The following is a 13,557-nucleotide window of genomic DNA, read 5'->3' as shown; positions in this document are numbered from 1 at the left end:
CCATCTCTTTACTTTTTAGAAATGGATTTTTTTTTGGTTCTGGAAGATTCTCTTTCTTTTAGATTGGTTTTGATAACCACCGTTTGATAAGGTAATTCATTTTCTTCATCGGCTTCTAAACGCTGAATTAGCAATTTGGCAGCTACTTCCCCAATTTCTACTCCATGTTGACTTACTGTACTTAAACTTGGTGTTAATCGTCTGGAAGCTAAAATTCCGTCAGCAAAACCAATGATAGATAACTCTTCAGGAATTTTATAACCTTTTTTAATTCCGACTTTCAATGCGGCAACCGAATCACGTTCGTCTAAAGCAAAAACACCATCGATGGTATTATTTTCGAAAACAGCTTCGATTTTTTTCTTCATATCATCTTCAGAACTGGTGCGAAGAATAATATTTTCATTTACTGAAATTCCATTATCCGCCAAGGCTTTCAAATAGCCTTCGGTTCTTAGTTTTCCCACACTTAAATCATCTACCGATGAAATCAACGCAATGTTTTTACAACCTGTATCAATTAATCGTTGGGTAACATTTAATGCCGAATCGTAATCGTCCACCACTACTTTATCACATTCCACTTCATCAGCAATGCGATCAAACATGACGATAGGCGTTCCTTCATTAATAATATCAATAAAATGAGAGTAATCTTGGAGTTTTTGAGCTTCCTGCGAAACCGATAAGATAAAACCATCAGTAGTTCCATTGCTCAACATTTCCAGAGTATTAATTTCTTTAACAATGGATTCATTCGAAATACAGGTAATTACGTTATATCCTTTTTCATCGGCAACTTTTTCGATTCCGCTAAAAACTTTGGCAAAAAAAGAATTCAAAATATTCGGAATAATGACTCCTATGGTTTTTGTCTTTCTGTTTTTTAAATTTAAACCAATGATATTGGGTTTGTAATTTTTGAGTTTAGCATACTCTTTAATCTTAATCTTAGTTTGACTACTAATCTCCGGACTATCATTCAGCGCTTTAGAAACTGTAGAAACAGAAACATTCAATTCTTTGGCAATTTGCTTCAGTGTTGCTTTAACTTTCATAATGAATTAGTGTCTTAGTATTAGTGGTTTATTAATAGAGATAAGGCAAAATGTTGTAAAACACACTTTACTATACCTAAAAGATAATAGCAATTATCTCCCTTGTTTCCATCGCAAGATTGCAAGATAATCAAATTATTTTTCAAATCAAATGTAAGATAAATTTAGGACCAAAGCACCAACTGGAATTATAAAAAAGAAGCTCTTTAAAGCGCTATAAATATCCAATTGATTATCAGCACAAAAACCCGAAAAAATTATTCATTTAAGGTATTTGGTTTTAAAATAATTAATTGTACTTTTGCAACCCCTTTATTGGGGATGGAATGTTTAATTAAAAAATTTTTATTGTGAACGCATTAAGCTACAAGACAATTTCAACTACAAAGGCAAACTCTACTAAAGAGTGGATCGTTGTAGATGCAGAGGGTCATAACTTAGGACGTCTTGCTTCTAAAGTCGCTATGATTTTAAGAGGAAAGTACAAACCAAGCTATACCCCACACGTGGACTGTGGAGATAACGTAATTGTTATCAACTCAGAGAAAATCAACCTTACAGGTAACAAAATGGACGAGAAAATTTACATGCGTCACACAGGTTATCCAGGAGGACAAAGAACTTTAACTGCTAAAGTATTGCAATCTAAAAACCCTGCAGCTTTAGTTGAAAAAGCAGTAAAAGGAATGTTGCCTAAGAACAAATTAGGAGCTGAACTTTTCAGAAATTTAAATGTTGTTGTTGGTTCTGAGCACAAACAAGCTGCCCAAAAACCAAGAACTGTTAACCTAAACGATCTTAAGTAATGGGAGTTATTCACAAAATCGGTAGAAGAAAAACCGCTGTTGCACGTGTTTATGTTTCAGAAGGAACAGGAGTAATCACTGTAAACAAAAAAGAATTTGCAACTTATTTCCCTACAGCTACTTTACAGTACAAAGTAATGCAACCAATGTCTATGACAGAAAACGCATCTAACTTTGACGTAAAAGTAAATGTTTACGGAGGTGGTGTAACTGGTCAGGCAGAAGCTGTAAGAATGGCAATCGCTCGCGCAATGTGTGAAGTAAATGCTGAAAACAGAGGTGTTTTGAAACCAGAAGGTTTATTAACAAGAGATCCAAGAATGGTTGAGCGTAAGAAATTCGGTCAGAAGAAAGCTCGTAAGAGATTCCAATTCTCTAAACGTTAATATTACCTGTCTTGTTCACAGGAGCAAGACTTTATTGAATTTATTATTGAATTTAAACAATGTTGTTGTTGTCTCACTGAGGTGAGAAATTAGTTTAGCATCTAAATGCATTTAGCCGAGAAATCGCCATTTATGCATTGCTTACTCAACAGAACGTAAACTAGTACAAAAAATGTCAAACAAAGTAGAAGTAAAAGAATTACTAGAAGCAGGTGTTCACTTTGGACACATGACTAGAAAATGGGATCCAAACATGGCTCCTTACATTTATATGGAGCGTAATGGTATTCACATTATCAACCTATATAAAACTGCAGCTAAAATTGAAGAAGCTAACGAAGCTTTGAAAAAAATTGCTGCATCAGGTAGAAAAATATTATTTGTTGCTACCAAAAAACAAGCAAAAGATATCGTTGCTGAAAAAGCAGCAGCTGCAAACATGCCTTACATCACTGAAAGATGGCCTGGTGGAATGTTAACAAACTTTGTTACTATCCGTAAAGCAGTTAAAAAAATGTCTTCTATTGATAAAATGAAGAAAGATGGTACTTTCATGACGTTATCTAAAAAAGAGCGTTTACAAGTAGATCGTCTTCGTGCTAAATTAGAAAAAAACTTAGGTTCAATCGCTGATATGTCTAGACTTCCAGCTGCATTGTTCGTAGTAGATATTAAAGCTGAGCACATCGCAATAAAAGAAGCTCAAAAATTAAACATTCCAGTTTTCGCAATGGTTGATACTAACTCTGATCCACGTGAAGTAGATTACGTTATCCCAGCCAATGATGATGCTTCTAAATCAATCGATAAAATTTTATCTTTAGTAACTGCTGCAGTTATCGAAGGACTTTCTGAAAGAGGTTCTGATAAAGAAACTGTTGAAGCAACAACTACTGAAGAAGCTCCAGTAGCAGCTGAAACTGCCGCTCCAGCAACTGAAGAATAAATAAACTTTTAAATTCCAAATTTTAAATTCCAAATTCCAAAATTAGATTTTTAACGATCTGATAACGTTGGGATTTGGGATTTGAAGATTGGAATTTTTACTTTTAACATTAAAACACAGATATATTATGGCAACAATTACTGCTGCAGACGTAAATAAATTAAGACAAACTACAGGTGCCGGAATGATGGACTGTAAAAAAGCTTTAGTTGAAGCTGACGGAGATTTCGATAAAGCTATACAAAACCTTAGAGAAAAAGGACAAAAAGTTGCTGCTAACCGTTCTGACCGTGAGTCTTCTGAAGGAGCTGCTGTTTCTTTTGTTAATGCTGACAAAACTAAAGGAGCTATCATTACTTTAAACTGTGAAACAGATTTCGTAGGTAAGAATGAAACTTTCGTAACTTTAGCTAAAGAATTAGTTGAAAGAGCAATCAATTTCACTTCTAAAGAAGAATTTTTAGCTTCAGATTTCAACGGAATCACTGTTGCTGAAAAATTAATCGAGCAAACTGGTGTTATTGGTGAAAAAATCGAAATCGGTGGTTTTGAAATTTTAGAAGGCGCTTTCGTTGGATCTTATGTTCACGTGAACAAAATTGCTGCATTAACAGCTATTTCTGCTCCAATTGCTAATGGTGAGGTTTTAACTAAAGACATCTCTATGCAAGTTGCTTCTATGGGAGCTGATACATTATCTTACAAAGATTTTGATCCTGCTTTCGTTGAATCTGAACTTGCTGCTCGTATTGCTGTAATCGAAAAAGATAATGAAGAAGCAAAACGTTTAGGAAAAACTTTAAAAAATGTTCCTAAATATATTTCTTACTCTCAATTAACTCCAGAAGTTTTAAAACAAGCTGAAGAAGATGCTAAAGCTGAATTAAAAGCTGAAGGGAAACCAGAACAAATTTGGGACAAAATTATTCCAGGAAAAGTACAACGTTTCATTTCTGACAACACTACTTTAGATCAGGAAAAAGCTTTACTAGACCAAAACTTCATCAAAGATGATAGTAAAAAAGTGGGTGATTATGTTAAAGGATTCAATGTTGAAATTTCAGGTTTCAAAAGAGTTGCTTTAGGTTAATTCTAAACTTCTTTAATAAATTAAAAAGCGATTTGAAAATTTCAAATCGCTTTTTTTATTGTCCATTTTTCATAGTTGACTCCCTCACAATCACTCCTGTTTTTAATTCAATTATCTTAGGTTCAAATACCTTCCCTTCTTTTCGACAAAGGATTTCTTCTAGCAATAAAGCAAATGCTGCAACGCCCATTTCATAACTCGGTTGATCAACAGTACTTAATTTTGGCGTGATCACCTGAGACACGAGCCAGTTACTAAAACCAATTACCGCAATTTGATTAGGCACCTGAACTCCTTTTTCATTAAAATAAGCCAAAACACCAACTGCAACCAAATCTGTGATAACAAAAACACCATCAATACCCTTATCCTCTTCTAAAATTTGTTTGGCAAATTCGACTCCTTGTTCAAAAGTGATGCTTTTACAAGAATAAACCAATTTAGAATCAAAAGGAATTCCATTCTTTTCCAAAGCTTTTTTGTACCCCAGAAAACGATCTATAGAATTTTGCGGATTTTCAAGACCACGAATATGAGCAATTTTTTTACAACCCATGTCAATTAAATGCTGAACCGCTTCCATGGCTGCTTTTTGATCATTAATAATAACTTTTGAACTAGGAATCAATTTCGAAATTTTATCAAACTGCACAAAAGGTATTTCTTTTTGAAGAATTTCCTTGATATGAGCATCATTATTTGACTCATTAGACAGTGACATGATAATCCCATCTACTCTTTTGTTAATTAACAGCGCTACTTGTTTTTTTTCTAATTCTAAGGATTCATTAGACTGAAGAATAATTACCAAATAGCCATGCTTCTCAGCCTCTGCAATAATTCCATTAACAACGCCAGAAAAAAAATGATGTACCACTTCAGGAATAATAAGACCAATAGTTTTAGATTCTTTGGTTCTTAAATTTACAGCAAAGCTATTAGGCATATAATGCAATTCCTCAGCAAGTGCCACAACAGCTTTCCTTGTTTTTTCACTAACATCCGGATAATTTTTTAAAGCTTTTGAAACAGTGGTAATCGATATACCTAAAGTAGTTGCTATTTCTTTTAAGGTGGCTTCTTTCATAAAAACAAATATCGTAAAAAAACTTTGTAAAATCGAAAACGTTTTCGGTGTTTCGAAAACGTTTTCGATTAAAATTTTATCTATTTTTAATCTAATAAAATATAGTTTTGATAAAAAATAACCAAATAAATTACTAACTAAACAAATTAAAACTATGAAAACAGAGAATTCATTGTTAAAAAAAATGGGGCTATTAATCGCATTATTGCTGGTTAACATCTCGTTTTCTCAAAATTCAATTTTATCAGGAGTTGTAACTGATGCAAGCGGCTCTCCTATTCCAGGAGTTAACATCACTATCAAAAACACTCCAAAAGCAATTGCTACAGACTTTGATGGAAAATATACTTTTACTAATCTTAAAAACGAAACGGTAGTTATCATCGCTTCTTATATGGGATTCAAAACGGTAGAAATGAATGTTAAAATAAATGGAAATACAGTTCAAAATATTTCATTAGCAGATGATGCAAATGTCTTAGATGATGTAGTGGTAACAGGTGTTGTAAATCCAAAAGCTAAAATTAAATCGAGTGTTTCTATCACCTCACTTGATACCGAACAAATTACACAATCGGCACCAAGATCAACTGCAGAGATATTTAGAACCGTACCCGGTATTCGTTCAGAATCCTCTGGAGGGGAAGGAAATTCAAATATTTCAGTACGTGGAGTACCTATTTCTTCTGGTGGTTCTAAATATTTACAAATTCAAGAAGATGGTCTCCCAGTATTATTATTTGGTGATATTGCATTTGCTACAGCAGATATATTTACAAGATTTGATGGAAATATAGCCAAAATCGAAGCGATTCGTGGTGGATCGGCATCAACATTATCTTCGAATTCTCCTGGGGGAATTATCAATTTTATCAGTAAAACAGGTAAAACAGAAGGCGGAAATATTAGTACAAGTTTTGGATTAGATTATAATAATTTTAGAACAGATTTAGATTACGGAACACAAATTGGCAAAGACCTTTATTTTCATGTAGGTGGTTTTTACAGAGCCGGAGAAGGAATTAGAAAAACAGGATTGACATCTAATAATGGTGGACAATTTAAATTTAACATCACAAAAGAATTTGAAAATGGTTCAGTAACAGTTTATACCAAATTTTTAAATGATAGAGCAGCAGCATATATGCCAATGCCAGTTGCTGTGTCAGGAACAAATGACAATCCAAACTGGGGAAGTATTTCTGGTTTTGATGCTAAAAATGGTGCTTTACAATCGATTTACTTAAATCACAATGTAGGATTGGGAGCAGATGGTTCTTTAAGAAGACAAAAAGTAGCAGATGGAATGAATCCTATCTCAAAATCAATTGGTGTTAATGCTAAATTTGATTTAGAAAACGGATGGAAAATAACTGAAAGCGGACGCTATTCGGCTAATAGCGGTGGTTTCATCTCTCCATTCCCTGCCGAAGTAGGAACTGCAGCTTCTATTGCAAATTCTTTTGGAACTGGAGCAACATTAAGTTATGCTGACAATGGAGCTGCTTTTAATAATCCAAACGGATTAGTATCAAGAATACACATGTTTGACTCCCAATTGAATGACATGAGTAACTTCATGAATGATTTAAGAATTACAAAAAAATTCGATAAAATTGGAATTACAGCAGGATATTTCAAATCAATTCAAAACATTTCTATGTCTTGGCTATGGAATTCATACTTACAAGAAGTATCAGATAACAATCCAAGGTTAATAAACGTAAGTAATGTATCTGGAAATTTATTATCTGAAAATGGATTATATGCTTATGGCACTCCAGCTTGGGGAAATCTAGCCAGAAACTATGATACACAATACAACACTTCTGCTCCATATATCAATATTTCTGTAGATGCAACTGACAACCTTTCTTTTGAAGGAGGAGTACGTTATGATAAAGGAAAAGTATCTGGATCATTTGCAGGAGGAACATCAACTGAATATGACATTAACAATGATGGCGTAATTTCAGTACCAGAACAAAATGTTTTTGCTATAAACACAACCGCTGAAACTCCAGTAAATTATGATTATGACTATGTGTCTTATACCATAGGCGCTAACTACCTTTTAACTAGCAGACAATCGGTATTTGCCAGATTAAGTAAAGGTGCTTCGGCAAAAGCTGATCGAATTTTATTCTCAGGATTAGATTATCTTGATGGAGATAAAATCAATTCTCTTGACTTTTTAACGCAAGCAGAATTGGGTTACAAACAAAAATTCAATGCTGGTTATGTATATGCTACTGTTTTCCACTCTAAAACAGACGAAGAAGGTGGTTTTGAAGCTACTTCAAACAACATCATTAAAAACAACTACAGATCGTACGGATTAGAATTAGAAACAGCTTATAATGTAAATAAAGATTTAAACGTACGTGGTGGTTTAACCTATACAAAAGCCGAAATTACTTCAGGCAGCACCAATGGAAACGAACCAAGAAGACAGCCTAAATTAATGTATAATTTCATCCCAACTTATAAATTTTTAAATAACAAAAACACTTTAGGATTGAGTTTCATTGGTCAAACTAAAGCCTTTACTCAAGATTCTAATGAATTAGTAATGGACGGATTTGTTATCGTAAATGGATTTGTTGAAGTTGGAATCACAAAAGGATTGTCTCTAAATGTATCTGGAAATAACTTATTCAATACGTTAGCAATTACAGAAGCTGAAGAAGGAAGCATTACAGCAAATACAGTAAATTATGTAAGAGCAAGACCAATGCCAGGAAGATCAATTTCCATGACTCTTGCATACCAATTTTAATAATTAAGTTCATAAATGTTGTTGGTTACCAATTCCTGTACTTTTATAGTACAGGAATTGATTTTTAAAATTTAAAAAATACAATTATGACTTTCTCAAAACCTAAGCTTAGTTTTTGGCAAATTATAAATATGAATGTTGGTTTTTTTGGTATCCAATATAGTTTTGGTTTGCAACAAAGTGCCGTAAATCCTATCTATGATTTTCTAAACGCAAGTCCAGATCAAATTCCGATATTAAATCTAGCAGGACCATTAACTGGATTACTAATCCAGCCTATAATTGGAGCAATGAGCGATAAAACCTGGCATCCAAGATGGGGAAGAAGAAAACCTTATTTTTTTATAGGTGCTATTATCTGTAGCATTGCATTATTTCTTTTTCCGTTTAGTAGTTCGCTATGGATGGCTGCAGGTTTACTTTGGATATTAGATATTGGTAACAACACAGCTATGGAACCGTATCGTGCCTTTATTGCTGATAAACTTAATGAAGAGCAGCAACCCATAGGTTTTCAGGCACAAAGCTTTTTTACTGGCTTTGGTCAGTTCTTATCTTATATTTCTTTGTTTCTGTTCCCAATTGTTTTTGTTGGCTATACAGGACATTTACCCAACTGGATTTACGCCTCTTTCTTTCTTGGAGCAGTGCTTTCTGTATCCTCAATTTGGTGGAGCATGAAAAAAACAACTGAAATCCCGCCAACAGAAGAAGAGATAATAAAAATGAAGTCAGAACCATTAAACATCTTTTCGCCATTTGTAGACACCTATAAAGCTGTTCTAGAAATGCCAAAAGTAATGTGGCAACTCTTTTTAGTTTATCTATTTCAGTGGTATGCGTTAATGTGTTTTTGGCAAAACAACTCAAAAAGTATTGCTTTATCCGTTTGGAATCTTACCCCAATTAATAAAACAGGCTATGAAAAAGCAGTCGAATGGAATGGTTTGATAGGTGCATTTGGTTTTATAGTTACCTTTTCAGTTGCTTTTTATTTAGCCAAATTAGCCAAACAATACAGTCCTAAAATGGTTCATTTTGTTTGTCTTTTATTGGGATCTATTTCTTTTTTCTTTTTTCCAATAATCCAAAATCAGTATTTGTTCTTTGCAGTGATTATTGGCTACGGAATTGCATGGGCAAGCATGATGGGGATTCCTTATCTCATGGTTGTTTCTAATATCCCTAAAGAACGTTACGGTGTTTATATGGGTATCATCAATATGATGATTGTAATTCCAATGATTATCCAAAATCTTTCCTTTGGATTTGTTTTGAAAAATTTCTTAAATAACGATCCTCGCTTGGCAATAACTTTTGCAGGAACATTATTATTATTAGGCTCCCTAAGTACATTATTAATTAAAGTAAAAAAACCAAATTAGTATTATGAATACTGATATCACATACATAAAAGCAATTGAATTACTTCAAAAATCGTCATCTTCGGAAGGATTTTTAGCAAGTGCACAAAACATCTCCAACTACAAAAGAGTCTGGGCTCGCGATGGTGTAATTTGCGGATTGTCAGCATTAGCTTCAGGAGAAAAAGATTTAATTGACACTTTCGAAAAAACATTAGAAACTTTAGCAAAAAATCAACATTCCAACGGAACTATTCCTTCTAATGTGATGACAAATGATTTAGAAACAAAAGTCAGCTATGGCGGATTAGCAGGAAGAGTTGATGCAATCACCTGGTTTATTATTGGAATTTGCCAATATGCTTTTTACAAAAAAGAGCCTTCATTTGTTGAAAAACACAAACCAAATATTGAAAAATGCTTATCGCTGATGGAAGCTTGGGAATTCAACAACAATCATCTTATGTATGTCCCTCTTTCTGGAAATTGGGCTGACGAATACATTACAGATGGCTATGTTTTATACGATCAATTGCTTCGCATTTGGGCACTTCGCAGTTACAATCATTTTGTTAAAGATGATGCTATTGCAATTAAAATCGAAAAGATAAAAGAACAAATAGAACTCAATTTCACTCCTAATTCAAAAGGTGAAAAATACCACGAAAGAACCTATAATGAAATCGAATTCGACAATTTTATGCCTTGCTCCTTTTCACCAGCTGGCTATAAATTACAATTTGACGCTTTCGCAAATTCATTGGCTCTACTTTTAAATATTGGTTCTGAATCCTTTCAGCAAGCTACAATTCAACATGCTGAAAAAATTAGAAATAAAAAAGGTTTAAAATTAATTCCCGCTTTCTGGCCACCAATTACAGAAACAGATGCCGACTGGAACTTATTAAAAAACAATTTCAAATACGAATTTAGAAACCACCCAAATGAGTTTCATAATGGAGGAAGCTGGCCTATGGTGAATGGCTTTTATGGTTTAGCCTTACTTGCAAAAAACCAAAAAGAGCAAGCCAAAGACCTCCTAAATGCCATAAATACTTCCAATCAAAAAGAAGCATTTAGTTTTTACGAAAATTTCAATACGGAAACGGAGAAACCAAATGGAGTTCCTTTTTGTGCCTGGAGTGCCGCAGCAACAATTCTGTTAAACCAAAGCATTACTACTAATTTTAAATTACTAATTTAAAGTGGAAAAGACAATCGACATTATTTGTATTGGGGAATTACTCATTGACTTTATTGGCAATGAAATCAATTTACCCATTTCTAAAATAGAAAATTACCATCGTTTTCTAGGTGGTTCACCTACGAATGTAGCAATAAACGGAGCTAAATTAGGACTAAAAACAGCCTTAGTAGCTACATGTGGCAAAGATGGTTTAGGCGATTTCATGGTAGAAGAATTAACCGAAAATCATGTTATTACTTCTTATATCAAAAAAACAGAACAGCAACCTTCATCGGTAATATTTGTATCTAAATCCAGTGAAACACCAGAATTTATTCCGTACAGACAAGCTGACTATCACATTGAGAACTCACAAGTTCCTGACAAATTACTGGAAAGTGCTAAAATATTCCATACGACCTGTTTTGCTCTAAGTAAAAATCCGGCACGTGAAACTATTCTGGAAAAAGCAAAAAAAGCACATCAATTGGGTTTACAAACCAGTATTGACTTGAATTATTCTGAAAAAATATGGCCTAATAGAGCCGAAGCTAAAGAGGTACTTGCTGAATATTTAGCTACAAATCCCTTAGTGAAATTGAGTGATGATGATTGTTTTCGATTATTTAACGAAACAAAAGCTGACGACTATATTTTTGATTATTTTCATAAACTTGGCGCAGCAACCATTTGCCTGACAAAAGGAAAAAATGGAGTGGTATTATCTGATTCAAAATTAGGAACCATTAAAGAAAAGGCTCTTTTTGTCGAAAACATTAAAGACACTACTGGAGCTGGCGATGCTTTTTGGACTGGATTTTTATATGGCAAATTAAATAAAAAAGAATCCTTAGAATGTGTGAATATTGCGCAAAAACTAGCCAGCATAAAACTACAACATCTAGGTCAGCTTCCTGACAACATTCAAATAGAAAAAGCGTAAGAGCAAACTACAAACCCTAAACATGACTATGATTAAGTTCCATTTTAAATTTCTAAAGTGGAACTTTTTTCTTTAAATATAGCCTACATCCATTCTAAAGAATCTGTTTTTAAAAATAAAAAACTAAATTTGGTTGAATCAAATGTAGACGTATGTTTCAATCCAAAAAAGACACGGTTTATCTAATTCTTGCTGGAATATTTATTACCAATGCTGTTGTAGCCGAATTAATTGGTGGAAAACTCATTTATATAGGACCTTATTTAATGAGTATTGGAATTCTACCCTGGCCCATTGTTTTTTTAACTACTGATTTGATTAATGAATATTTCGGTCAAAAAGGAGTAAAAAAACTCTCCCTGATAACCGCCTGTCTCATCGCTTATTGTTTTATATTATTGTACTTCGCCTTAAAAATTCCTGCCGTAAAAGGAGAAGGACTTGTTACGGATGCCCAATTCAATGGTGTTTTTGGTCAAAGCCTGTGGATTATTGTTGGTAGTATCACCGCTTTTTTGATTTCTCAATTAATAGATGTTAGTATTTTTCATTTTGTTAAAAACAAAACTGGCAATAAAATGATTTGGTTGCGAAGCACAGGTTCCACAGTAATTTCACAATTGTTCGATTCTTTTATCGTTCTCGGAATTGCATTCTGGATGACAGGAAAAATATCCACTTCCGATTATATTGCTTCAGCATTTACTGGTTATTTTGTAAAATTAATCATTGCTATTTCGCTCACTCCGCTAATATATCTTGGACGTTCAATAATAGAAAAATACATTCACAGTAAATAATATGGAAAACAAAATACGTTGCGCCTGGTGCGAAAAAGACGATTTATATAGAAAATATCATGATGAAGAATGGGGAATTCCAGTTTATGACGACCCAACATTATTCGAATTTTTAATCCTCGAAACCTTTCAAGCAGGCTTAAGTTGGTACACAATTTTATCCAAAAGAGAAAATTTCCGCAAAGCCTTTGATAATTTCGATTACAAAAAAATAGCTCAATATTCTGAAGATAAAATCCAAGAATTGCTTTTAGATGCAGGCATTATTCGAAACAAACTCAAAGTATATTCTGCAGTTTCGAATGCTATTGCTTTTATTAAAATTCAGGAAGAATTTGGTAGTTTTTCCAACTACATTTGGGACTTTGCAGATGGCAAACCTATTGACAATAAAATCCAAAGTCTCAAAGACATTCCTGCCACTACGCCACTTTCGGATACTATTAGTAAAGACTTAAAAAAGCGCGGTTTTAAATTTGTTGGTTCCACTGTAGTTTATGCACACATGCAAGCCACAGGAATGGTTAACGACCATATAGCTAATTGCTGGACAAGAAGCTAGTCAGCAGTGTTCAGTATTTTAGTAATCAGCAAAATTTTGTTAAACTTCCAACTTTGAACTTCTAACTTCCAACTTTTTCCATACATTTGTAGCTCACTTTAGGGGTGTCTACAAATGTAGGCTGAGATTTTACCCTCTGAACCTGATCTAGTTCATACTAGCGTAGGGAAAAGTAAGATGACTTTCATAGTCCCATTTTTTGGGCACTCTGTAGCCATTCCTAAAGTAATTTTATCTAAAAAATTAAAGGAATGGAACTAAAAATCAACAATCAAATCAAACAATTTCAAGCAGATGTGCTAAGCATTCAAGCCTTGCTCGATATTGAAATTCCCCAAAAACAAACTGGCATTGCTGTAGCCATAAACAGTAACGTAATTCCAAAATCCAATTGGAATAGCCACCTCCTATCCGAAACTGACGATATTTTAATTATTTCTGCAACACAAGGAGGATAGTCATTTTTAAATTCCAAAAATTAAACTCCAAATTCCAATTTATTCCTAGAAACTAGAGAATACTAGAAAACGCATAACACATAACTTATAAC

13 protein-coding genes and 1 riboswitch are annotated in these 13,557 nt (G+C 33.6%); of the genes, 11 read left to right on the top strand and 2 right to left on the bottom strand.

Going from position 1 to position 13,557, the window contains the following annotated elements; translation table 11 throughout:
* Window positions 1-8: 8 nt before the first annotated feature.
* Window positions 9-1,058 (bottom strand): LacI family DNA-binding transcriptional regulator, encoded by a 1,050-nt coding sequence (locus AAGV33_RS04335; protein ID WP_373390723.1) that lies wholly within the window; start codon window positions 1,056-1,058, stop codon window positions 9-11.
* Between the two features lie 350 nt (window positions 1,059-1,408).
* Here AAGV33_RS04335 and rplM point away from each other — a divergent pair, with 350 nt between their 5' ends.
* The 4 genes from rplM to tsf all read left to right on the top strand — a co-directional run bounded on the left by rplM (window position 1,409) and on the right by tsf (window position 4,286).
* A complete protein-coding gene (gene rplM, locus AAGV33_RS04330) occupies window positions 1,409-1,864 on the top strand; it encodes a 50S ribosomal protein L13 (protein WP_373390722.1) in 456 nt (151 codons plus the stop codon).
* On the top strand, window positions 1,864-2,250 hold the full coding sequence (rpsI, locus tag AAGV33_RS04325; RefSeq protein ID WP_024980376.1) for a 30S ribosomal protein S9: 387 nt from the start codon (window positions 1,864-1,866) through the stop codon (window positions 2,248-2,250). Before rplM ends, rpsI begins: the two co-directional genes overlap by 1 nt.
* 172 nt (window positions 2,251-2,422) lie before the next feature.
* On the top strand, window positions 2,423-3,196 hold the full coding sequence (gene rpsB, locus AAGV33_RS04320) for a 30S ribosomal protein S2 (protein ID WP_373390721.1): 774 nt from the start codon (window positions 2,423-2,425) through the stop codon (window positions 3,194-3,196).
* 127 nt (window positions 3,197-3,323) lie between these two features.
* Window positions 3,324-4,286, top strand: coding sequence for a translation elongation factor Ts (gene tsf / locus AAGV33_RS04315; RefSeq protein WP_373390720.1), 963 nt, complete (start codon window positions 3,324-3,326; stop codon window positions 4,284-4,286).
* Window positions 4,287-4,341: 55 nt separating this feature from the next.
* Here tsf and AAGV33_RS04310 read toward each other — a convergent pair whose 3' ends face one another.
* Complete coding sequence (locus AAGV33_RS04310; RefSeq protein WP_373390719.1) at window positions 4,342-5,373, bottom strand: LacI family DNA-binding transcriptional regulator; 1,032 nt, start codon at window positions 5,371-5,373, stop codon at window positions 4,342-4,344.
* 184 nt (window positions 5,374-5,557) lie between these two features.
* On the opposite strand from AAGV33_RS04310, the gene AAGV33_RS04305 reads away from it, so the two are divergent.
* From AAGV33_RS04305 to thiS, 7 genes are all read left to right on the top strand, one after another.
* Window positions 5,558-8,152, top strand: coding sequence for a TonB-dependent receptor domain-containing protein (locus AAGV33_RS04305; RefSeq protein ID WP_373390718.1), 2,595 nt, complete (start codon window positions 5,558-5,560; stop codon window positions 8,150-8,152).
* An 86-nt stretch (window positions 8,153-8,238) separates the two neighbouring features.
* The gene (locus AAGV33_RS04300; RefSeq protein ID WP_373390717.1) at window positions 8,239-9,537 is read left to right on the top strand and encodes an MFS transporter; all 1,299 of its coding nucleotides are present in this window, start codon (window positions 8,239-8,241) and stop codon (window positions 9,535-9,537) included.
* Between the two features lie 4 nt (window positions 9,538-9,541).
* The gene (locus AAGV33_RS04295; protein WP_373390716.1) at window positions 9,542-10,720 is read left to right on the top strand and encodes a glucosidase family protein; all 1,179 of its coding nucleotides are present in this window, start codon (window positions 9,542-9,544) and stop codon (window positions 10,718-10,720) included.
* A 1-nt stretch (window position 10,721) separates the two neighbouring features.
* The gene (locus AAGV33_RS04290; protein WP_373390715.1) at window positions 10,722-11,645 is read left to right on the top strand and encodes a carbohydrate kinase family protein; all 924 of its coding nucleotides are present in this window, start codon (window positions 10,722-10,724) and stop codon (window positions 11,643-11,645) included.
* Window positions 11,646-11,797: 152 nt separating this feature from the next.
* Window positions 11,798-12,445, top strand: a complete 648-nt coding sequence (locus AAGV33_RS04285) for a queuosine precursor transporter (RefSeq protein ID WP_373390714.1) — start codon at window positions 11,798-11,800, stop codon at window positions 12,443-12,445.
* Window position 12,446: 1 nt separating this feature from the next.
* Window positions 12,447-13,007, top strand: a complete 561-nt coding sequence (locus tag AAGV33_RS04280; protein WP_373390713.1) for a DNA-3-methyladenine glycosylase I — start codon at window positions 12,447-12,449, stop codon at window positions 13,005-13,007.
* A gap of 90 nt (window positions 13,008-13,097) precedes the next feature.
* A riboswitch (TPP riboswitch) is annotated at window positions 13,098-13,193 on the top strand.
* 65 nt (window positions 13,194-13,258) lie between these two features.
* Complete coding sequence (gene thiS, locus AAGV33_RS04275) at window positions 13,259-13,465, top strand: sulfur carrier protein ThiS (protein ID WP_373390712.1); 207 nt, start codon at window positions 13,259-13,261, stop codon at window positions 13,463-13,465.
* Window positions 13,466-13,557: the final 92 nt, after the last annotated feature.

Source organism: Flavobacterium magnesitis (assembly GCF_041729735.1).
Classification (GTDB): Bacteria; Bacteroidota; Bacteroidia; order Flavobacteriales; family Flavobacteriaceae; genus Flavobacterium; species Flavobacterium magnesitis.
The sequence above is the reverse complement of the archived record's forward strand: the minus strand, read 5'-3'. Positions and strand labels throughout refer to the sequence as shown.

What these genes read in the sequence shown, in the direction of transcription:
- AAGV33_RS04335 (WP_373390723.1), bottom strand. Translation starts at nt 1,058, where the DNA reads ATGAAAGTTAAAGCAACACTGAAGCAAATTGCCAAAGAATTGAATGTT.
- rpsI (WP_024980376.1), top strand. Translation starts at nt 1,864, where the DNA reads ATGGGAGTTATTCACAAAATCGGTAGAAGAAAAACCGCTGTTGCACGT.
- rpsB (WP_373390721.1), top strand. Translation starts at nt 2,423, where the DNA reads ATGTCAAACAAAGTAGAAGTAAAAGAATTACTAGAAGCAGGTGTTCAC.
- tsf (WP_373390720.1), top strand. Translation starts at nt 3,324, where the DNA reads ATGGCAACAATTACTGCTGCAGACGTAAATAAATTAAGACAAACTACA.
- AAGV33_RS04310 (WP_373390719.1), bottom strand. Translation starts at nt 5,373, where the DNA reads ATGAAAGAAGCCACCTTAAAAGAAATAGCAACTACTTTAGGTATATCG.
- AAGV33_RS04305 (WP_373390718.1), top strand. Translation starts at nt 5,558, where the DNA reads ATGGGGCTATTAATCGCATTATTGCTGGTTAACATCTCGTTTTCTCAA.
- AAGV33_RS04300 (WP_373390717.1), top strand. Translation starts at nt 8,239, where the DNA reads ATGACTTTCTCAAAACCTAAGCTTAGTTTTTGGCAAATTATAAATATG.
- AAGV33_RS04295 (WP_373390716.1), top strand. Translation starts at nt 9,542, where the DNA reads ATGAATACTGATATCACATACATAAAAGCAATTGAATTACTTCAAAAA.
- AAGV33_RS04285 (WP_373390714.1), top strand. Translation starts at nt 11,798, where the DNA reads ATGTTTCAATCCAAAAAAGACACGGTTTATCTAATTCTTGCTGGAATA.
- AAGV33_RS04280 (WP_373390713.1), top strand. Translation starts at nt 12,447, where the DNA reads ATGGAAAACAAAATACGTTGCGCCTGGTGCGAAAAAGACGATTTATAT.
- thiS (WP_373390712.1), top strand. Translation starts at nt 13,259, where the DNA reads ATGGAACTAAAAATCAACAATCAAATCAAACAATTTCAAGCAGATGTG.